Here is a 20,359-nt window from a genome sequence, read left to right as displayed (position 1 = left end):
GGCTATCCGGAGCTCCGGCTCCGGCCAATCCTGAAGGGATATCCATTGCGAACTACAACCAGAGGACGCCGGCTGCCAATGATGGCCGCCGGTGCTGCGGGGCTTGCCCTGGTACTGTCCGCCTGCGGCGGCGGCAGCAGCACGGGCGGGGCCGGCGAAGCGCCCGCCGCGGATGCACTTGAGTCGGCCGACGGCGTCACCACCGTCAATTTCTGGCACTCGATGGACGGCACCAACGGTGAGACCCTGGGCAAGCTCATTGACGAATTCAATGCTGCCAATGAAGGCAAGATTGAGGTCAAGGGCGTTTACCAGGGCGACTACGACTCCACCATCACCAAGTACAAGGCCGCGGTCCAGTCCAACAGCACGCCCAGCATGGTGCAGATCTATGACATCGGCACCCAGTTCATGATCGACTCCGGCGCAGTGCTGCCCACCCAGGCCTTCATCGACCGGGACGAATACGACGTCTCGGACCTGCAGCCCAACATCGCCGGCTACTACACGATCGACGAGGACCTCTGGTCCATGCCGTTCAACACCTCGATGCCGGTGCTGTACTACAACAAGACCCTCTTCGAAGCAGCCGGGCTGGACCCGGAAACCGCGCCCGAAACCCTGGACGAGGTTGGCGAAGCAGCCGCCGCGCTGTCCAAGAAGAACGGCGGCCCGGCGGAGTTCGGCTTCAACGCGGCCATCTACGGCTGGCTCCTGGAGCAGGAAATCGCCGCCAACGGCGCCCTCTACTGCAGCCCGGACAACGGCCGCTCCGGAGAACGCGCCTCAGACTACAGCTTCAACAATGACACCGCCGTCGAGTTCGTGGACTGGTGGAAGGGCCTGGTGGCTGACGGGGTTGCCGGCAACACCGGCCGTGCCACCGCAGACGCACAGAACGCCTTCAAGAGCGGCACCATTGGCATGACCCTTGAATCAACGGGCGCGCTGGGCGGCATGCAGAAGGCTGCCGAGGAGCAGGGCTTCGAACTGGGAGTCGGCTTCTACCCGAAGATTGAGCAGAACGACTCCGGTCCCATCATTGGCGGTGCCTCGCTCTGGATCTCCGGCGAGGGCCACTCCGATGCGGAGAAGGAAGCCACCTGGCAGTTCATGCAGTTCCTCGCCGAGCCGGCCACCCAGGCCACCTGGCACACCGGAACCGGTTACTTCCCCATCTCCAAGGCCGCGCTGGATGAGCCGGAGGACGTCGCCTGGCGCGAGCAGTACCCGCAGTTCGACGTCGCCGTGCAGCAGCTCGAGGCGACCGAACTGACAGCCGCCACCCAGGGCTGCGCCGCCGGCTCGATGCCGCAGGCCCGCAAGGCCGCTGAGGACGCACTGGAAGGCGCGCTGCTCGGCGGAGACAGCAAGACGGAGCTGACCAAGTCCGTTGACGCGCTCAAGACTGAAATCGAGAACTACAACAACTCAGTCCAGTAACCCCGTCAGCACCAGCTGACCCTTTCGAGATGACAGAAACTGCCCGTATGAGCGCTCATACGGGCAGTTTCTGTCATCTCGAAGCGTGTGTTCCGGGGTAGTGTCCCGGCATGGGCACTAACTACGTCATCCGGCCGGAAACCCCCGCAGACTACGCCGCAGTGGAGAACCTGACCCGCGAAGCGTTCTGGAACGTGTACCGGCCGGGGGCGGTGGAGCACTTCCTGCTGCACCGCTACCGCTCCCTGCCGGACTTCGTTCCGGAGCTCAGCCAGGTCCTGGGAGCGGAAGGCAGGATCGCCGGCCACATTCTGTACAGCCGTGCCGAACTTCACCGGGAGGACGGAGCTGTGCTGCCCATCCTGGTCTTCGGACCAGTCTCCGTCCTGCCGGAATACCAGCAGCGCGGCTACGGCGCGGCGCTCATCGGGCACACACTGGCCGAAGCCGCCGAAGCCGGCTTCGGCGCCGTCGTTATTACCGGCAGCCCGGAGTATTACCGCAGGTTCGGGTTTGCGGAGGCGAAGACACTGGGAATCTCTTACGACGGCGTTCCCCGTGACGAGCCCACACCCTACCTGCAGGCGCTTGAACTGCGGGAGGGCTACCTGGCCGGCGGCCCCTGGGTTTACCGGGACCCGCCCGGCTATGTGGCGAGTGACGAGGACGTGGACGCGTTCGACGCCCGCTTCCCGCCGAAGCAGAAGCTGTGGCTACCCGGCCAGCTCTGAAAGTGCCAGCCTGCGGGGCCGTCACCTCCGGCCAGCGTTCGGGTGCTGATTGGCAGGACCCCTTCAGTGGAGGCGCCCGCAGGCCTACCCTTCGGGGTATGACGCAGGATCCAGTCCAGTCGAACCCCGGCAACTACTCGGTGGTCTTCGAGAATGACCGCGTCCGGGTGCTTGAATACCGGGATACCCCCGGACACCGGACCGTTGTCCACCGGCACCCGGACAGCGTGATGGTCACCGCGAGTTCCTTCCGCCGCAGGCTAATCTCCGGCGACCACGAGCGGGAGGTTGAGCTGCCCGCCGGTACGGTCCAATGGCTGCCAGCCCAGGAACACGTCGGTGAAAACATCGGCGAGACGGACACCCACGTGTTCTTCGTCGAACTCAAGGAGTAATTCAAGAATCCTTGACCTATTTCAAGAGTTACGTAACTCTTGAAAACATGACTTTGCAAGACGACCGGCTGCAGGCACTTGAAGAACGTGTTGCCGCCCTGGAAGAACGGCTCACAGCCTCCCCGCCGGAGGGCAACCCGGCAACTGATGATGTCTTCTGGGCGCTGAACGGTATCCGGGAGCGTTACCCGGCGCCGGGGGCGGTTCTGTTCGCCGGTACCGCCAGCACACCGGGCGGCGAACGGTACGAGTACCAGTACGGCCTCGAAACAGGTCACCTGCTCGACGCCGACTGGGCACCCTTCGCCGACTCGCTCGCCGCCCTGGGCAACCCGGTGCGGCTGGCGATCCTGCGCGCAGTTCTGGGCGGAACCGAGACCGTGGCCGGCCTGGCCGAGGAGCTGGGAGCCGGGACAGCCGGGCAGATCTACCACCACGTGAACCAGCTCAGCGCCCAGGGATGGCTCGCGGCCCACGCACGTTCCCGCTACCGCGTACCGGGGGCCCGGGTCATTCCGCTGCTGGCAATCCTGACCGCCGCCGCTGGAGGGAACTGACATGCCTGAAACCGTTATCCGCGCCAGGAAACTGACGCCCCGCCTGATCGCCGGAGGTGCCGCGGCCGCCGTCGTCCTGCTGTGCGGCCTCGCCGCAGCGCCGTGGCCGCCGAGGCTTTCCGGGAACGTCACCGGCGATTCAGCACTGGCCGAACGCGTCCGGCCGCTGCTGACTGCGCCGGCGGACCAGGTCAGCGTCGCGTACATCGATGGGGAGGACATCCGGTACGCGGGCTTCGGAGCGGATGAACATACCCAGTACGAGATCGGTTCCGTCAGCAAGACCTTCACCGCCTCGCTGCTCGCCGATGCCGTGGACCGGGGTGAGCTCACGCTGGAGACCACGGTTGCGGACATTCTGGGGGAGGACCTCCTGGATCCGGATGCTGAAATTGGCACCGTGACCCTGGCCGAGCTGGCGAGCCACCGTTCCGGTCTGCCTCGGCTGGCGGCGGGTCTCGAGACCCTGCCCTCCCTCCTGGCCGGACAGCTGCTGAACCGGGATCCCTATACCGCCTCACCGGACCAGGTCCTGGAACAGGCGCAGGCCTCCCGCCTGGACGGCCGCGGAACGGCCACCTACTCGAACCTGGGCTACGCCTTCCTCGGCCAGCTGCTGGCCAAAGCCGCGGGCACCAGCTGGGAAGAACTCCTGGCTGAGCGGGTGCTGGCCCCGCTGGCGCTGGAGGAGACCTTCGCCCCGGTCACCGTGGAGAACCTACCCGACGGCGCTCCCACCGGCCGCAGCGCTGCCGGCCGTGCGGAACGGGCCTGGACAGCCAACGGCACGGCGCCTGCGGGCGGAATCCGGTCCACCGCCGCTGACCTGGTGCTCTACGCCCGGACCCAGCTGGACGGAACGGCCCCGGGCGCTGCGGCGCTGGAACCGCAGTGGGACGACGGAAGCGGCGGCAGGTACGGCCTGGCCTGGGTGGTTGAGGAGCAAGGGGACCGGGAAATCACCTGGCACAACGGGCAGACCGGTGGATTCTGGTCCATGGTTGCCCTGGACCGCGACGCCGGACGCGCCGTGGTGATGCTCTCCAACGTCTCTGCCGGACAGGAACGAGCAGTGTTCGAGCTGTTGGCAGGAGGACCCGAGTGATCCCCGCGATTATCGGCTGGGTCCTTCCGCTGGTGCTGCTGCTCTCCTGCAGCTGGGTGGCGGCTTCCGCCTGGACGAGCAGCGGTCCCGCAGCAGCGCGCAGCCGGCGGCGACTGCTGGCCGCCCTGCTGGAGACCGCGTCTGTGGCGGTTTTTATGCGGCTCGTGGTCGAATGGTCGCCGGTCACCATCTGGCTTTGGGTGTTGTCCGTCGCAGCATTGGCTGCGGGTACGGCCGGAACCGTGATTCGCTGGGATTCGCTGCCAAGGACTGCGTCCGTCGCAGACTCGGCATCCGGGGCGGACCCGGCAGCCGCCCGGGCGGAGTCCACGCGCGGTCGACGCGGCGGGCAGTCCCGGGAACCGGGGACAATAACGCTCGGCAGCTACGCGCTGGTGCTGGCTGCTGCGGTGGCTGTTTCTGCGGCCATCGGCTGACTGGCCGGCTCACTCACCGCCAGCAAACCCTGCAGGAACCTGGCAGCGGCTACCTCATCCTCGATGCCTCCGCCCTCATGGCCGTTATACGGCCAGACAAGCAGCTCCTTAGTCCCGGCATAGTTGTTATAGGCGGCGTACACCGTGGAGGGGGGAGTCACCTCATCCATAAGCGCTACCGAAAACAGCGCCGGCACCGTGGCGCGGCGCGCGAAGTTGACGGCGTCGAAGTACGAGAGTGTGCCCAGAGCCCGCTCCGCCTGCGTCCGGTGAACAGAAAGGTAATCTCGGACTTCCCGGTACGGATACGCGTCAGTCACCTGCACGGCCCGCGGCAGGTCCGAGAGGAACGGGACGTAGGCGCAGACGGCTGCCAGCCCGGGAGCCAGCGCTGCGGCGGCCACCGCCGATGCACCGCCCTGGCTGCCGCCTACCGCTGCACAGCGGGCGGGATCCACGACGTCCAGGGACTGCAGCGCAGCGACTGCCCGCACGGCATCGGTGAACAGCCGCCGGTAGTAATAGGACTGCGGATCCGCAATGCCGCGCGTCATCACCCCCGGGACCTGCGGGCCGGCACTCCCGGAAGCATCCGGCGTCGCTCCCTTACTCCAGCCTGCACCCTGGCCCCGCGTATCCATCTGCAGGTGTGCGAAGCCAGCCGAGGCCCAGAAGAGGTTTTCGGATGCGTCGCCGCGCCCTCCGCCGTAGCCCACAAACTGGACGACGCCGGGCAGCGGCCCGGATGCGCCCGCCGGCACCCGGAGCCACGCCCGGATGGGTTCGCCGCCGTAGCCGTTGAAGGTTACGTCCCAAACATCCACGGTGGACAGCACCGTATTGACGCGTTCCAGCCTGACGTCCAGCGGATGGGCCTGTGCCTCCGCCAGGGTCTGCGCCCAGAAAGCGTCAAAGTCCTCCGGGTCCTGCTGGCTGCCCAGATAGGCGGCCAGCTGGTCAGCGGGCAGATCCGTATACACGTAGATTCCTCCTAGGGGGCCGTGACGTCCACCGGCACTGAATCCACTGCCTCACTGTGAACTTCCTCAACGCGAACTTCACAGTGCAGCCGCCGGTTGTGGTCCACCGAGCGTACCGGTCCACTGAGCGCAATCCCTGCACTCAGGCGGATGTCGGTGCTGGAGGCCCCAAACCGCAGCTCCAGTTCTCCCGGCTCCACCCGCCGCTTCCCGTCCACCCCGGTAAAGGACGCCAGGTCCGCCGGAACCGTGAACCGGATCCGGGACGATCCGCCCGCCTGCAGCGGCACCCGGGCATAGCCGATCAGCCGCTGCACGGGCCGCACCACTGACGCCACCGGATCGTGCAGGTACAGCTGGACCACCTCCACGCCGTCGCGCTGTCCCGTGTTCGTTACGGTCAGGGAGGCAACGGCTTCACCGGCGGTGCCGATCTCCGCATCCTCCACGGAGAGAGAGTCCCAGGCGAACTCCGTGTAGCTGAGCCCGTGACCGAACCCGAACGCCGGCGTCGGGTCGATGCTGGAGACGTCCGTGGGTCCGGCCAGCGGCGCTGCCAGATACGTGGCGGGCTGGCTGCCCGGCGTCGCCGGAACGCTGACCGGCAGCCTCCCGGACGGGTTGACCGCCCCGCTGAGCACACGCGCGACGGCGGGCCCGCCTTCCTCGCCCGGGAAAAAGGCCTGCACGACGGCGGCGGCCCGGCTCACCGCGGTTCCCAGCGCATAGGGGCGGCCGGTCAGCAGCACGGCCACCACCGGGGTTCCGGAGTCCAGCAGCGCATCCAGGAGCTGCTGCTGCACACCGGGCAGCACCAGCGATTCGACGTCGCATCCCTCGCCGCTGGTGCCGCGGCCAAAAAGCCCGGCGCGGTCACCGAGTGCCGCAATCACGACGTCGGCGTTCCGGGCCGCTGCCACGGCGGCGGCTATTCCGGACGCGTCAGGATCATCGATTCCGCAGCCGGCCACGTACTCGATGCTGCGCTCCGGGAACTGGTTTCGCAGCGAGGCGGCCACCGTGGGCAGGTCGATTCCCGCGGCGGTTTCCGGGAACTGCGAGCCGACGTGTGCCGGGAAGGAATAGCAGCCCAGGAACGCCATCGGGTTCTCCGCATTGGGGCCAACGACGGCGATGCGCGCCGGCGCCTGCAGCGGCAGGATTCCGTTGTTGCTGAGCAGGACAATCGACTCCTCTGCCAGTTCCCGGGCCAGCTCCCGGTTTCCGGGCGGATCCAGGTCCACCGTGGACTGGACGGCTTCGAGGTCAGCGGCCCCGGCGGGAAGCGCCTCCGGGGCCGGGGTCCAGTCCTCATCCAGGAGGCCAAGGCCGATCTTCTGCAGCAGGACGCGGCGCGCGGCTGCGTCCACCAGGGCCGGATTAACCCGGCCGGCTTTCAGTTCTTCGAGCAGGTGCTCCCCGTAGGCGTCGACCGTTGGCAGCTCCACGTCGACTCCGGCGGCCAGCGCTGCGCCGGCCGCCTCGCCGCGGCTTCCCGCCACACCGTGCAGGTCCTGCAGGAACCCGATGCCGAAGTAGTCGGCCACCACGGTGCCGTCGAATCCCCAGGTGTCCCGCAGCAGCCCGGTCAGCAGCGAATGGTCGGCAGCGGAGGGAACGCCGTCGGTATCTGTGTAGGCATGCATTACCGAGCGCACGCCCGACTCCCGGACCGCCATTTCGAACGGCGGCAGGACGACGTCGGCGAATTCTCTCGGCCCCATGGAGACCGGCGCGAGGTTCCGGCCGGCGCGGGAGGCAGCGTAACCGGCGAAGTGCTTCAGCGTGGCCACCACTCCGGCCTGCTCCAGGCCCTGGATGTAAGCCGTGGCAATGCTGCCCACCAGGTACGGGTCCTCGCCGATGGTCTCTTCCACCCGGCCCCAGCGGGCGTCCCGGACAACGTCCAGCACCGGTGCCAGTCCCTGGTGGACGCCCACCCGGCGCAGGTCCTCCCCAATCGCTCCGGCCATGCGGCGGACCAGCTGAGGATTGAAGGTGGCGCCCCACGCCAGCGGAACCGGATACGCCGTCGCGCCCCAGGCCGCGAACCCGGCCAGGCACTCTTCGTGCGCCATCGCGGGGATGCCGAACCGGTTGGAGGCGGCGATCCGCTCCTGGGTGCGCATCAGGGACAGGGCACCGGCGCCGGCGTCGACCGGTTTGGTGCCGAACGGGCGGGTCAGCTGGCCCAGCCCGGCAGGCAGCAGCGACTCAAGGTCCGGCGGCTCGTTCATCTCATGCTGGTGCGGTGCCACCTCGGCGCCGTCGGCTGATGCGCCGACCCACACGCCGATCAGCTGGGCGGTCTTCTCCTCCAGGGTCATTTGGGCGAGCAGGGCATCCGCGCGTTCGGCGGGGGGAAGGGAGGCATCCCGCCAGGGGACGCGCTTGGTGGTGGTGTTCGACATGAGTCACTTTCCGCCAGCGCCCATGAGGCCCTGGACTAGTGCGCGGCGCGCGAAGAGGTAAACCAGCAGCACGGGAATCATTGAAAGCATCACCGCGGCGAGGATGCCGGGAACGTTGATGCCGTACTGGGTCTGGAAGTTGAAGAGGCCAAGCGTGATGACCCGGGTGGACTCCGACTGGGTCAGGATCAGCGGAAGCAGAAAACCGTTCCACCCCTGCAGGGCGGCGAACACGGCGATCGTGGAGATCCCCGGCTTGGACAGCGGCAGCACCAGCCGGAGGAAGGTCCGCCAGGTTCCGGCGCCGTCCACGGCCATCGCCTCGTAGAGCTCCGGGGTGATGTCCCGCATGGTTCCGGAAAGGATCAGCGTGCAGATCGGCAGGGCGAACGCCGCGGTGGGCAGGATGATGCCCAGCAGGGTGTCATAGAGTCCCACCGTGTTGATCAGGTAGAACATTGGAACGATCACCGCCTGCACCGGAATGGCCAGGCCCAGCAGGAAGAACCGGAAGATGAGCGTGGTGGTGCGGGACTGGTTGCGCACAATGGCGTAGGCCAGCGGCGGCACCACCAGCAGCACGATTCCCACCACTCCGCCGGTGACAATCAGGGTGTTCAGGAAGTACAGCCCGAACCCGCTCTGGAACACACCGGCGTAGTTCTCCAGCGTGAAGCTGGTGGGAAAGGAGAGCGGTCCGCCGGCGCTGAAGTCGCTGCGGGTCTGGACGCTGGCCGCAATCATCACGTACAGCGGCAGGGCAACTATCAGGAGCCAGACGACGGCGGCGGCTCCGGCAATGTAATTGGGGCGCGTGCGCATCTAGACCCCTTCCAGCGTGCTGCGCATCTTGTCGTAGCCGGAGACCTTGACCATGATCAGCGAGATGGTGGTGGCTACGATCACGAGTACCAGGGCCACGGCGGCTCCGATGCCGAAGTCGAAGCGGCGGAAGGCCTGTTCAAACATGTAGAAGGCCGTGATGGTGGTGTCCGTTCCCGGCCCGCCGTTGGTGAGGATCAGCACCGTCTCGAAGGTGGTCAGTCCGCCCACCACCATCAGGATTACGGACGTGATGATGGAGTTGCGAAGCTGGGGGAGTGTGATGCTGAAGAAGGTCCGTGCCCGCCCGGCGCCGTCGATCTCCGCGGCCTGGTAGAGCACCTGCGGAATGGCCCGTGCCGCGCCCTGGTAGATCAGCGTATGGAACGGCGTGAACTGCCACATGCTCACAAAGATGATGACGCCGACTGCAGTTGCCTGGTGCCCGAACAGGTTTCCGTCCCCGAACAGCCAGCGGAACTGGGAGGGCACGCCGAAGTTGGGATCCAGCAGCGCCCGCCACAGCACCGAGATGGCGGCCGAGGAGAGCAGCAGCGGCACGAAGTAGATGGCGCTGAGGACAGCGCGGTTGCGCTGCGGTCCGGCAGCCCACACGCCCAGCAGCATGCTCACCGGCGTCTGCGTGGCAACACCGAGGACGATGAAGAGCAGGGACAGCCAGAGGCTCTTGAGCATCACCGGGTCCCCGGCGAGTTCCTGCCAGTTCTCCATGCCGACGAACTTGGGCTCGCCGATGCCGCGCCAGCTCATGAAGGACAGGACGACGACGGCGATCAGCGGGATCACGGCGAAGAGCAGGAAGAACACGGTGGCCGGCAGGGTCCAGGCCAGCCCGGGACGGGTTGAGCGGGCCGAGCGGCCGGCGGCTGCCGGACGGACCCGTTCGGATCCGTCCGGCAGCGCCGGCGGCTTGGGAGGAAGCAGTGCAGTCATCAGATGGAGTTCCTAGAGGCCCTGCATGGCGGCGATGAAACCGTCCTCGTCGATCCGTCCGCTGAAGAAATCGGACATGGCGCCGTGGATGGCAGGGGTTGCCGAGGGCGGGTAGGCCTGGTCCCAGGAAAGCTGGAAGGCCGGTGCCTGTTCCACCAGTCCGTACTGGAAGCGGGCGTAGTCCGGGTCAGCGGATGCGTCCAGGAACTGCTCGGTGTTGGTGGTGGTGGGCAGGTTGCCGATGGCCACCTGCTCCTGGACGAAGTCATCCGAGTACATCAGCTTGAGGAAGTCGCGGACAGTGTCCGGGTACCGGGTGTTCGCCAGGACTGAGTAGAAGTTGTTGGTGTTGCCGACCAGGTTGGCGGGGTCTCCCTTGCCGCCGTCGATCGTGGGGAACTCGCTGTAGCCCAGGGCGCCGGACTCCACGAATTCGGGAGCCGCGTCCTGGTGCGTTGAGTAGGCCCAGGAGCCCATCAGCTCAAAGCCTGCCTGGCCGCTGGAGAGCAGCGATGCGGAGCCGCCGTCGGTGAACTTCACGGACTGGAAGTTGGTGCCGAAGGCACCGGAGTCAACCAGTTCGCGCAGCATGCCCAGGGCTTCCCGGCTTTCCTCGGAGTCCCAGACTTCGGTGTCCCCGGCGAGGGCGCTTTCAAAGAGTTCGGGTCCGGCGACGCGGTCATACACATACTCCACCCACATGAGGGTGGGCCACTCGTCGGCACCGCCGAGCGCAATGGGGGTGACGCCGGCGGCCTTGAGCTTCTCCACTGCGTCCAGCAGCTCGTCCCACGTTTCCGGAGCGCCGTCGACGCCGGCACTGGCCAGGACCTCTTCGTTGCTGAAGAGCATCACCGGCTGGGTTCCGCGCATGGGAATGCCGTACGCCTGCCCGTCCACGACGGCTGTGTCAAAGACCGAGGGGAGGAAGGCATCCTTGAGCTGGGGGTCCTCCTCAATGAAGTCATCCAGCGGCATCAGCAGACCGGCGTCCACATAGTCCGTGATGGATCCGCCGCCCCAGTTGAAGAAGATGTCCGGGGCAGAGTCCGTGTCGATGACGGTTTGCAGTTTCTGCTGGTAGTCGGCCCCGGGGATGGTGTCCAGGACGACCTTCACGTCCGAAGTTTCGTTGAACTTGTCCACCATGGCCCGCTCGACGTCGTTGGCGGCGTCGCCGTAGACCAGGACGTGGACCTCATTTTCCGGCCGGTTGCTGGCAGCGGATTCCCCGCTGTTCGAACAGGCGGCCAGGGACATGCCGAGTGCCAGCGCACCCGCGGCTGCGGTAGCTGGTTTCAGCCAGCTGCGGTTGTTCCTCATTGAACTGCTCCTCACTGGAAGTTCTTCCGGGAAGCGGGTTCCGAAAGTTTCGAAACACTTGCCGAAAGTTCTGGAATGCGGCTAGCTTAGAATGCAGGGATGTGATGCGCAACACTTTTTGGCTGCGTCTTCGCGCCGGGTACTTTCGCACGGAGGAGAAACACATGGCAGAAACGCCTGCGGCTGGGCGCGTTACCCTGGCTGAGCTTGCCGCTGAAGCGGAGGTCTCGCTGTCCACGATTTCGAAAGTTCTCAACGGGCGGTCTGATGTTTCGCGAAAAACCCGAACGAAAGTTGAAGCCCTCCTGGACGGGCACGGCTACCAACGGCGAGCGAGCCGCGGCACCAAATCCGGGCTACTGGAACTGGTGTTCCATGAGCTGGAAAGTGCGTGGGCACTGGAAATTATCCGCGGCGTGGAGAACGTGGCCAGGGAACACGGACTGAGCGTGGTGCTCACCGAGAGCGGCACCCGGCATTCACCCGGGCCCGAATGGGTGGAGGGTGTGATCGCCAGGCGGCCGGCCGGCGTCGTGCTGGTCTTTGCCGACCTGGCGCAGGAGTCCCGCCGGCTGCTCGAATCCCGCGGCATACCGTTCGTGATCATTGACCCGGCGGGGGACCCGGCGCCGGATGTTCCCTCGGTGGGATCGGCGAATTGGGCCGGCGGAATGATGGCGACCCGCCACCTCATTGACCTGGGGCACCGGCGGATTGCGGCGATCACCGGGCCGGAGGACCTGATGTGTTCCCTGGCCCGGATTGACGGTTACCGGTCAGCGCTCAATACAGCTGGACTGGACTTCGATCCGGGGCTGGTGCGGTACGGGAACTTCCACGTCGACGGCGGACGCGACCACGCGCTGGACCTGCTGGCCCAACCTGAACGGCCCACCGCCATTTTTGCCGGCAGCGACCTGCAGGCACTTGGGGTGCTGGACGCCGCCCGGCAGCTGGGAATTTCGGTTCCGGAGCAGCTGTCCGTGGTGGGTTATGACGATCTGCAGGTGGCCCGCTGGTCCTCGCCGGCCCTCACCACTGTGCACCAGCCGCTGATCGAGATGGCCGAGGAGGCCACCCGCATGGTGCTGATGCTGCGGGACGGGGAGCAGCCCAAGAACACGCGGCTGGACCTGTCCACGTCCCTGGTGGTCCGGCAGAGCACTGGTGCTCCGCCGGACGGGGTCAACTAGCCTCTGGCCAGGAGTGTTGCAGGCGGACGCCGGTGCTGGCACGGGGCAGGGCCTCGCTGAGAGGAGGGTCCTGCGTCCCCGCGAAGGTGGAGCGGCGGTAGCTCCGGCGCGGGGTTTTCCGGTGCTCTCTTCGGGGCCGGGCTCCATGGTGGGGCTCTGTCCGGGGTCCGCGTCCTGAGTCGCATTGCAGTCGCTTTGAGCCAGGGGCGTGGATCCTGTGTCGCAATAACGCTGGTCTGAAAGGTTGAGAGGGGCGTTTCTGCAGCACAGGATGAACAGGGTTGGTGCCAAGCAGCGTTATCGGAACACAGGATGTGGCGCCAGCAGGAGCAGCCCGCTCGTTGCGATCTTCGTCCTGGGATGCTCCGGCGTCCTGCCAAGGATCCGGTGCGGCTTACTGGAGCCGTCCCGCGTCCCAAACCCGCCCTCCTCCCGGTAGCGGCCGCCCGATTTTCGGGAAGAGATTAGGGGGGGGCATGAACATCTCTACGGCGGTTGTGGCCGGCTGGCAGTCTTCGACAATCAGTCGGCCTAACCGGAGACGTGCACGAGGAGTGAGAAGGGCGTTCGGATGGGTCATCAAATGGCCCTGGCCGCAGTCTTCGTGAGCTCGCGTCCGGTGAGAAGCATGATGGCGAGAGCGATCGCTGTCAGCACCGAGGCGACCCAAACCGGCGCGAGCAGCCCCGGCCCGGTCGCGAGCCCGAACGCAGCAAGCACGGGCCCAGCGGCAGCTCCGATATTCAATGCTGCGGTTGCGTACGAACCGCCCATCGTTGGCGCACCCGATGCTGCATGCAGCACACGCGTGATCAAAGTGCTGCCGACGCTGAACGACAGGAAGCCCTGAACGAGGACGAGGGCGATAAGCGCAACGGGATGAGATGCGGCCACTGCCAACACGATCCAGCCAATCAGCAGTAACGGTCCGCCGACCGCGAGCACTAGGCCAGGCCGCTGATCTGAAAGTCGTCCTGCGACCGTGACTCCAAGAAACGATCCGATGCCGAACATCACCAGCGCGACAGACACCCACGCTTCGGCCAAGCCCGCGGTCTCAGTCACCACCGGTGCCAGGAAGGTGAATGCAGCAAAGGTCCCTCCGTTGATCAGCGCTCCGAGTGCCATTGCCAGGATGAGGCGCGGCGCCGCCAACTGGCGGAGCTCGACACGGAGCCTAGGTGAGGCCTCACTAGTCGCACTCCTGCCAACGCTGTTCGTGACGCCGCGAAGGACTCCAACGGCCGCGGGAATACAGAGGATGGCGATCGCCCAGAATGTCGTTCGCCAGCCCAGCGCTGTGCCGAGCAAGGCTCCGGCGGGGACGCCCACGACGGTTGCGATCGTTGTGCCGGAGAGCAGGATCGACAGTGCACGTCCCGTCTGGTTCGCTGGCACGAGGGTAGTGGCCGTGCTCAGTGCTACGGCGAGGAATCCTGCGTTTGCGAATGCGCTGAGTACCCGGGTGATGAGCAGGAGGGAGAACACTGGTGTCATCGCTCCGATGACGTGGCTTCCCGCGAACACGAGAAGGCAGACTAGCAATGCGAGGCGCGGTGGCCAACGGCGAGCGAATGCCGCCATCACTGGCGCGCCGACGACCATGCCGATCGCGAACGCGGAGGTCAGCAGGCCCGCAGTACCAACCGAGACGTCAAGTTCGGTCGCGATCGCGGGGAGCAATCCGGCGAGCATGAATTCTGAAGTGCCCATGACGAAGACCGCCACGGCGAGCATGTAGAGAGGAAAAGGCAACGAGTACTCCGAGGTGTGAGATCAAGAAAATGGTTCTTCTTGTCACCACGGCCAGTGCCCCGGGTGGGCCAGACAAACGCCCACACAGATCGGGGCGTCGTAACTAGTGGTTCAAGGGGCTGGCGGTGTGACCGGCAACCCCTGACCTGTCTGATTCGGGACTCGACATGTCCCAAACTCTACATGCCTTCAATGGTGTGCTGTCGGGATAGATACTTCTTGAATCGGCACGGTGTCATTGCGCGCCGGGACAGGACAACATCCCTGGACATCACTTCTAGGCCTGGTCAGGCGTGCCGATGCCGTCTGGCTGCGGAGCGGCACCCAGCCGTCGCCCGCCGCGGCGGTAGGCCGGCGTCGTCGCCAGTACGAGATTGATCATGAGCGCGCAGCCGATGATCACCCCGGCCATCGACAGTGCCGATCCGCCGAAGACTCCAACCAGCGGGCTGATGAGGCCGGCAAGTCCAACCTGGAGACAGCCCAGCAGGGCGGCGGCTGTTCCGGCCATGTGGCCGTAGCCGTCCAGTGCCAGGGATGTGGCGTTGGAGAAGATGAAGCCGAGCATGCCCAGCGTCACCCAAAGTCCGGCAACCAGGCCCACCACACCGCCGAACCCGGTGGCGATGATGACCGGCAGGATCAGCGCCAGCAGGAGCAGCACCGGTGCGGCGATGCGCAGGATCCCGGCTGACGGGAACCGGTTCAGCAGGGACGCATTGACCTGCGAGGACACCACCATGGCGACACCGTTGATGGCGAAGACCAGCGCGAAGGTGGCGGGGGAGAGGCCGTACTCTTCCTGCATCACGAACGGTGAACCGACCACGTAGCTCATGATGATGCCCATGGACAGGCCGGGAATGACGGCGAACGCCAGGAAGCGGCGGTCGCGCAGCAGGATCCGGTAGCCACCGGGCTTGCCGGACTTCGGGGTGCCCTTCTTCGCCTTGGCCAGGCGGCGTTCGGGGGGAAGCGTTTCGGGCATCCAGCGCCAGACGATGACCACCAGGATCACCCCGATCAGCGCCAGCGCGTAGAACACAGCCCGCCAGGCCCAGATACCGGCAACAGCCTGGCCCAGCGTGGGTGCCAGCAGTGGCGCGAGGCCGATCATCAGCATCAACCGGGACAGCAGGCGCGCGGCATCGGATCCGGTGAACCGGTCCCGGATCACCGCGATGGCCACCACGGAGGCAGCAGCGTTGAAGAAGCCCTGCATGATGCGCAGGCCGATCAGCAGGCCAATGTTCGGCGCGATCGCACAGAGGAGGGAGGTCACCACGTGCATCGAGATACCGATCAGCAGCGGCAGCCGCCGGCCGAAGCGGTCGGACAGCGGACCGATGACCAGCTGGCCAACGGCGGTTCCCAGCAGGGTGCCGGAGAGCGTGAACTGTGCCGCCGTCGTCGTCGTCGCCAGGTCCGAGGCGACCTCCGGCAGCGCCGGAAGGTACATGTCGGTGGTCACGGCGGGCAGCGCGGCGAGGGCACCGAGCATCAGGATGTACTTCAGGCTGCGGGAGCGGGAGGAGGTGCGTGCGGGGGAGGTTTTGGACACCGGGGAAGTGCTCCTAAGCAGGATTATGAAGACGGTGGGCCTCGGCCAGTATAGTCCCGCCGAAAGGCCAGTTACGGCTCGTTTCAACGCTCAAAGGAGCCGTAACTGCCCTTTCGGCGGGAAGGGGGCGGGAAGCGTTGACCGGGGAAGGGCGGAGTTTCACACTGGAGGAACATTCCGCCCTGTTGAGTCCCCCGTTGGCTGCCACCCGAGCTGAGGCGATACGCATGGAAAAACGGATCCTGGATTACACCGACTGGCAGGACACGGCAGACACCCTGCACCTCTTCCTGCAGATGGCCGGCAAGGTGAAGGTTGAACGCAGCAACAAGCGGCCGGGGTGGGCCCATGTCCGGCTGCCGCTGAGCATCGACGGAATCGGCACCGGAATCATTCCGGCCGGCGCGTTCAGCTTCGAGATCTACTTCAACCTGCGCCGGCACCACGTGGATGTGCAGAATACCGACGGCGGCAAGTCACGGATCCCGCTCGGCGACGGATTGAGCGTGGCCGAGTTCCACTCGCAGCTCATGGCCGCACTGGACTACATCGGGGCGCCAACGGAGATCAACACCACGCCGCAGGAGTTCTACGACCAGACGCCGTTCGATGAGGACACCAAGCACCACTCCTGGGACCGGCATGCGGTTGAGGCCTACCTGGAGAACCTGCACTTCGCCTACCGCTGCCTGTCCCGGTTCCTCTCGCCGTTCCGCGGCAAGGTGGATATGCCGGAGTTCTGGTTCGGCACCATGGACCTCTCCGGTTCGGTGTTCGCCGGACAGGCCGCACCTTACAGCGGCACCGATGTGGTGGGCGTGAACTGCTTCGATGAAAAGTTCGTGGAGTACGGCTTCTGGCCCGGGGACGTGAAGATGTCCCAGCCCGCGTTCTTCGGCATGCCGTATCCGTTCTTCTCCGGCATCGAAAGCTACGCATCAATGCTGAAGCCGGACCGCGCGGAGTTCCGGCCGCAGATGAGCGAGTTCATCCTCACCCTGGAGGATGCCTTCTCCTATCCGGATCCGGAACAGGCGGTGGTGGACATGTGCCAGTCGAGCTTCGAAATTGTGCAGCGCATGGACCGCTGGGCGGACCTGGAATGGATTATCGAACCGCTGACTTACCCGGCGTCGGCTCAGCGGTAGGCCGAGCCCTGAACCCCGCTTCCCCGATTAGGGCCGTCCGCGGGCACGCTGACATAATGTTGGCAAACCCCCTTCGGAAGGCGGCCCTGTTCCATGACTCCACGCAAACTGTTCACCACCCTGGCGTTCGCCGAAGCCGTGACGTGGACTCTCCTGATCGCGGCCCTGGTGGCCAAGTACGCCTTCGGCAACGAAGTGTTCACTCCCGTTGCCGGCGGACTGCACGGCTTCGTCTTCCTCTCCTACGCCGCAGTGACCGTATTCGTATGGGTCAACCAGAAGTGGTCCGCAGCCACCGGTGTGCTGGGCGTTGCGCTCGCGGTCGTTCCCTGGGCCACCATTCCGTTCGAGAAGTCACTGGATAAGCGTGGACTGCTCGACGGCGGCTGGCGCCTTGGTCCGGGCGGCGAGGAGCCGAAGAACTTCGTGGACAAGGTCCAGGCCCTGGTGCTGCGCCGTCCCGCGGCAGCTGCCCTTGTTGCCGTCGCCGGAGTCGCCGTCGTCTTTTCGATCCTTCTTTACCTGGGCCCGCCCATCCCGAAGGGCTAAGAGCGGTAAAAGAAAACGCACCGGTGGCTCCCATGGGGGGAGCCACCGGTGCGTTTTTTTGCATACGCTAGGCCGCGGCGAAATCCTTCGCATTGGCCAGCACCGGAAGGCGCTCGCGGACCTGGGCTACAAGCTCCGGATCCAGGTCGAGGACAGCCAGTCCAGGCGCCTCGCCGAGCGCGGCCAGTTCCTCACCCAGCGGTGACACGACGGCGCTGTGCCCGACGCCGGTGGGTGCGGTTCCTTCCAGGGGCCGGCCGAGGGAGGCCGGGTCGCCCTGTCCGCAGGCAAGCACGTAAGTGGTGCTGTCCAGGGCGCGTGCCCGGACGAGCAGGTCCCACTGCTCCGTCTTTCCCGGCCCGGCGCCCCATGAGGCGCACACAATGTTTACGTCAGCACCGGCGCGCGCATTGGCGGTAAACAGGGCCGGGAAACGGACGTCGTAGCAGGTTGCCAGTCCGAAGGTCATGCCGCCGAGGCTGAAGGTTACCGGCGCGTCCCCGCCGTCCACGGCGTCGGACTCGGCGAAGCCGAAGGCGTCGAAGAGGTGGATCTTGTCGTAGGAAGTCTCGGTCCCCGGACCCGTGACCAGCAGGGTGTTGCGGACCCGGCCGCCGCTGCCGGGGGTGAACATGCCGGCCACAATGGTGATGCCGAGATCCGCGGCAATCTGCCGGACCGTGGAAGCCCAGGGTCCGTCCAGCGGCTCCGCGACGGACCCGAGGGGATTCCCGAATGCGCACATGGCAGCTTCGGGGAAGACAACCAGCTCGGCACCGGCCGCCTTCGCCCGGCCCGCGTAGTCGCGGACGAGGTCAAGGTTGGAGGATGGATCTGAACTGCTGATAACTTGGGCAAGCGCGATGCGCATGGGATTCCCCTTTCCTTGTTGTATACATAATGTATGCCTAAAACCACGGGGACCGCTGCGTCCAGCCGCGAAAAAGCCTTTTCCTACCTCCGGGAGAACATCCTGGTGGACCCTGCACGCCAGGGTACGTTCCTCAATGAGCAGGAGCTGGCGGCTGAAATCGGTGTCTCACGGACGCCCGTGCGTGAAGCGCTGCTCCTGCTTGTGGCGGACGGCCTGGTGGAGCTGATCCCGCAGCGCGGAGCTTATGTCCCCGCGGTCACCGGCAGGCAGATTTCCGAGCTGATGGAGCTGCGCGGCGTGCTGGAACGCCATGCTGCAGTCCACACCATTGGTGCGGGCACCGTTCCGGAGGAGGCGATGCGGGCTACGCTCGAGCAGCAGGCCGGCCTCCCGGATCTGCTGGACGCGGCCAGTGCCCGCGAGTTCATCCGCCTTGATGCGGCCTTCCACCAGCTGCTCGTGGATGCGGTAGGCAATGAGCTGATATCCGGCACCTACGCCAAGCTGCAGGTCCGGCAGATCCTCGTTGGCGTTGAAGCGCTCTTCCGGACCTCCGGCCGCAGGCGGCAGGTGTGCGGCGAGCACCAGGAGATCCTCGACGCGCTGGCCGCAGGGAACGCCGACGCTGCGCAGGAGGCCATCAGCCGCCACCTGGACGTGACGCTGGGCCTCCTGCTCCGCGGCTAGATCTTTTCTGTCTCCAGCATGGTCCGGTATTCCTCGTCCTCGGTGTTGTGCGGGTCGCGTCCGAGTGCGAGGCCGATCAGGGTCAGGATGCCTGCTACGCCAACATAGGCGGCAACGGGTACCCAGCTGCCGAACTCACTGAGCAGGAGCGTGAACATCAGCGGGGCAATGGCGCCGCCGATGACGCCGGCAAACGTGTAGGCCAGCGAGCTGCCCGTGGAACGGAGCCGCGGGGAGAACTGCTCGACGACGAACGCGGCCTGCGGGCCGTACATGAATGAGTGGCAGGTCAGGCCTAGGACGATGCCGATAACCAGGATTGCCTGGTTATTGCTGCCCAGGATGCCGAAGAAGATGAAGGTCCACGCAGCGCCGAGGATCGCCGCTGCCGCGTAGACCACCCGGCGGTTGATGCGGTCCGAAACGGCTCCCGCCAGCGGAATGGTGATGAGCTGGAAGGCAGAACCGACCAGGACGGCAGTGAGTACCTGGTTGCGCTCGTAACCGAGGAACTGGATGCCGTACGTCAGGGTAAAGACGGTGAAGAGCGCATAGAGCACATCGGGTCCAACACGGCTCAGGATCGCCGCGATGAGGGGCCGCAGCTGGGTGGTCAGGACTTCCTTGACCGGGGCCTGCGGGCGGTCGCCGTGGGCTTCGATTGCCTTGAAGACGGGGGTGTCCTCCAGCTTGAGGCGGATCCAGAGTCCGAAGCCCACCAGGACGGCGGAGAACAGGAAGGCAATGCGCCAGCCGTAGCTGATGAAGGCGTCCTCAGTCATGGCAACCGTGAGGATAGCCAGGGCGCCGTTTGCCATCAGGTTGCCGGCCGGCGGACCAACCTGGGCGGCGGAAGCCCAGAACCCGCGCTTCTTGGGGTCTCCGTATTCGCTCGAGAGCAGGACGGCGCCGCCCCATTCCCCGCCCACGCCCACGCCCTGGGCAAACCGCAGCAGGACGAGGATGAGCGGTGCAGCGATGCCGATGGTGGCGTAGCCGGGAAGGATTCCGATGAGCACCGTGGCCACGCCAATGATCATCAGCGTGGCAACCAGGACCTTTTTCCGACCGATCCGGTCACCCAGCCGGCCGAAGATGATTCCGCCGACCGGGCGGGAAACGTAGCCCACGGCGTAGGTGGAGAACGCCAGGATGGTTCCCGTCAGCGGATCCGATGACGGGAAGAAGATGATGGGGAAAACGACGGCGGCTGCAGCCGAGTAGACCGCGAAGTCGTACCACTCGAGAGCGGTGCCCGTGAGGCTGGCCGCAAAGGCCTTGTAGAGGCCGGCTGGTCTATCCGGCGAGGACGTCTGCGGCGGCTGGCTGGCGCCGGGAGTGGGGGTGGTTGTCACGGTTGTAGGACCTCCGGGGTATGGACGGGAGTGATGCAAGCCACTTGTGTGAACGATGTATACATTACGCATACTTGAT

The 20,359-nt window shown here is 65.9% G+C and carries 19 protein-coding genes and 2 pseudogenes; 10 read left to right on the top strand and 11 right to left on the bottom strand.

The window, feature by feature from the left end; translation table 11 throughout:
• Nucleotides 1-45 precede the first annotated feature (45 nt).
• The 6 genes from ACSLGO_RS13980 (at nucleotide 46) to ACSLGO_RS13955 (ending at nucleotide 4,668) form a co-directional block, all read left to right on the top strand.
• A complete protein-coding gene (locus ACSLGO_RS13980) occupies nucleotides 46-1,443 on the top strand; it encodes an ABC transporter substrate-binding protein (RefSeq protein WP_226802514.1) in 1,398 nt (465 codons plus the stop codon).
• A 110-nt stretch (nucleotides 1,444-1,553) separates the two neighbouring features.
• Nucleotides 1,554-2,174, top strand: coding sequence for a GNAT family N-acetyltransferase (locus ACSLGO_RS13975; RefSeq protein ID WP_436401315.1), 621 nt, complete (start codon nucleotides 1,554-1,556; stop codon nucleotides 2,172-2,174).
• Between the two features lie 98 nt (nucleotides 2,175-2,272).
• Nucleotides 2,273-2,569, top strand: a complete 297-nt coding sequence (locus tag ACSLGO_RS13970; RefSeq protein WP_152274859.1) for a cytoplasmic protein — start codon at nucleotides 2,273-2,275, stop codon at nucleotides 2,567-2,569.
• Between the two features lie 47 nt (nucleotides 2,570-2,616).
• Nucleotides 2,617-3,126 carry an ArsR/SmtB family transcription factor gene (locus ACSLGO_RS13965; RefSeq protein WP_152274858.1) on the top strand — a complete coding sequence of 170 codons (510 nt, stop codon included), beginning with the start codon at nucleotides 2,617-2,619 and terminating at the stop codon, nucleotides 3,124-3,126.
• Nucleotide 3,127: 1 nt separating this feature from the next.
• Nucleotides 3,128-4,231 (top strand): serine hydrolase domain-containing protein, encoded by a 1,104-nt coding sequence (locus tag ACSLGO_RS13960; protein WP_436401314.1) that lies wholly within the window; start codon nucleotides 3,128-3,130, stop codon nucleotides 4,229-4,231.
• A complete protein-coding gene (locus ACSLGO_RS13955; protein ID WP_386916929.1) occupies nucleotides 4,228-4,668 on the top strand; it encodes a hypothetical protein in 441 nt (146 codons plus the stop codon). Before ACSLGO_RS13960 ends, ACSLGO_RS13955 begins: the two co-directional genes overlap by 4 nt.
• Here the strand turns inward: ACSLGO_RS13955 and ACSLGO_RS13950 are convergent.
• Genes ACSLGO_RS13950 through ACSLGO_RS13930 form a run of 5 tightly spaced genes read right to left on the bottom strand, consistent with a single transcriptional unit; the run spans nucleotide 4,617 to nucleotide 11,158 of the window.
• Nucleotides 4,617-5,648, bottom strand: a complete 1,032-nt coding sequence (locus ACSLGO_RS13950) for an acetylxylan esterase (protein ID WP_386916931.1) — start codon at nucleotides 5,646-5,648, stop codon at nucleotides 4,617-4,619. The genes ACSLGO_RS13955 and ACSLGO_RS13950 overlap by 52 nt on opposite strands.
• An 11-nt stretch (nucleotides 5,649-5,659) precedes the next feature.
• Nucleotides 5,660-8,059 carry a beta-glucosidase family protein gene (locus ACSLGO_RS13945; RefSeq protein ID WP_436401313.1) on the bottom strand — a complete coding sequence of 800 codons (2,400 nt, stop codon included), beginning with the start codon at nucleotides 8,057-8,059 and terminating at the stop codon, nucleotides 5,660-5,662.
• Nucleotides 8,060-8,062: 3 nt separating this feature from the next.
• Nucleotides 8,063-8,881 (bottom strand): carbohydrate ABC transporter permease, encoded by an 819-nt coding sequence (locus ACSLGO_RS13940; protein WP_152274853.1) that lies wholly within the window; start codon nucleotides 8,879-8,881, stop codon nucleotides 8,063-8,065.
• Nucleotides 8,882-9,835: a carbohydrate ABC transporter permease gene (locus tag ACSLGO_RS13935; RefSeq protein WP_325786904.1), complete on the bottom strand. Its 954-nt coding sequence runs from the start codon at nucleotides 9,833-9,835 to the stop codon at nucleotides 8,882-8,884.
• Between the two features lie 12 nt (nucleotides 9,836-9,847).
• Nucleotides 9,848-11,158, bottom strand: a complete 1,311-nt coding sequence (locus tag ACSLGO_RS13930; protein WP_325786905.1) for an ABC transporter substrate-binding protein — start codon at nucleotides 11,156-11,158, stop codon at nucleotides 9,848-9,850.
• 164 nt (nucleotides 11,159-11,322) lie between these two features.
• Here ACSLGO_RS13930 and ACSLGO_RS13925 point away from each other — a divergent pair, with 164 nt between their 5' ends.
• Entirely contained in the window at nucleotides 11,323-12,351 is a 1,029-nt protein-coding gene (locus ACSLGO_RS13925) for a LacI family DNA-binding transcriptional regulator (protein WP_436401312.1), read from the top strand.
• A 345-nt stretch (nucleotides 12,352-12,696) separates the two neighbouring features.
• On the opposite strand, the pseudogene ACSLGO_RS13920 reads toward ACSLGO_RS13925, so the two are convergent.
• From ACSLGO_RS13920 to ACSLGO_RS13905, 4 genes and pseudogenes are all read right to left on the bottom strand, one after another.
• A pseudogene (locus ACSLGO_RS13920) lies at nucleotides 12,697-12,931 on the bottom strand (IS481 family transposase); the annotation flags it as partial.
• Nucleotides 12,931-14,106, bottom strand: a complete 1,176-nt coding sequence (locus ACSLGO_RS13915; protein ID WP_436401311.1) for a Cmx/CmrA family chloramphenicol efflux MFS transporter — start codon at nucleotides 14,104-14,106, stop codon at nucleotides 12,931-12,933. The pseudogene ACSLGO_RS13920 and the gene ACSLGO_RS13915, both read right to left, overlap by 1 nt.
• Before the next feature lie 28 nt (nucleotides 14,107-14,134).
• A pseudogene (locus tag ACSLGO_RS13910) lies at nucleotides 14,135-14,182 on the bottom strand (chloramphenicol resistance leader peptide); the annotation flags it as partial.
• 201 nt (nucleotides 14,183-14,383) lie between these two features.
• Nucleotides 14,384-15,667, bottom strand: a complete 1,284-nt coding sequence (locus tag ACSLGO_RS13905) for a multidrug effflux MFS transporter (RefSeq protein ID WP_387005473.1) — start codon at nucleotides 15,665-15,667, stop codon at nucleotides 14,384-14,386.
• 227 nt (nucleotides 15,668-15,894) lie between these two features.
• Between ACSLGO_RS13905 and ACSLGO_RS13900 the strand changes: the two genes are divergently transcribed.
• Both ACSLGO_RS13900 and ACSLGO_RS13895 read left to right on the top strand, forming a co-directional pair.
• Nucleotides 15,895-16,815, top strand: a complete 921-nt coding sequence (locus ACSLGO_RS13900) for a DUF5996 family protein (protein WP_387005470.1) — start codon at nucleotides 15,895-15,897, stop codon at nucleotides 16,813-16,815.
• 93 nt (nucleotides 16,816-16,908) lie between these two features.
• Nucleotides 16,909-17,364 carry a DUF3817 domain-containing protein gene (locus ACSLGO_RS13895; protein ID WP_091607211.1) on the top strand — a complete coding sequence of 152 codons (456 nt, stop codon included), beginning with the start codon at nucleotides 16,909-16,911 and terminating at the stop codon, nucleotides 17,362-17,364.
• A gap of 67 nt (nucleotides 17,365-17,431) precedes the next feature.
• Here ACSLGO_RS13895 and ACSLGO_RS13890 read toward each other — a convergent pair whose 3' ends face one another.
• Nucleotides 17,432-18,235 carry a carbon-nitrogen hydrolase family protein gene (locus ACSLGO_RS13890; RefSeq protein WP_091607209.1) on the bottom strand — a complete coding sequence of 268 codons (804 nt, stop codon included), beginning with the start codon at nucleotides 18,233-18,235 and terminating at the stop codon, nucleotides 17,432-17,434.
• Between the two features lie 33 nt (nucleotides 18,236-18,268).
• Between ACSLGO_RS13890 and ACSLGO_RS13885 the strand changes: the two genes are divergently transcribed.
• Complete coding sequence (locus tag ACSLGO_RS13885) at nucleotides 18,269-18,925, top strand: GntR family transcriptional regulator (protein WP_091607206.1); 657 nt, start codon at nucleotides 18,269-18,271, stop codon at nucleotides 18,923-18,925.
• Here the strand turns inward: ACSLGO_RS13885 and ACSLGO_RS13880 are convergent.
• Entirely contained in the window at nucleotides 18,922-20,280 is a 1,359-nt protein-coding gene (locus tag ACSLGO_RS13880; protein WP_226802511.1) for an MFS transporter, read from the bottom strand. The genes ACSLGO_RS13885 and ACSLGO_RS13880 overlap by 4 nt on opposite strands.
• Nucleotides 20,281-20,359: the final 79 nt, after the last annotated feature.

The sequence above is a fragment of the Arthrobacter sp. IK3 genome, assembly GCF_051337705.1.
Taxonomy (GTDB): Bacteria; Actinomycetota; Actinomycetes; order Actinomycetales; family Micrococcaceae; genus Arthrobacter_B; species Arthrobacter_B koreensis.
Note: the sequence above shows the minus strand (reverse complement) of the source record. Positions and strands in the feature narration are given on the sequence as shown.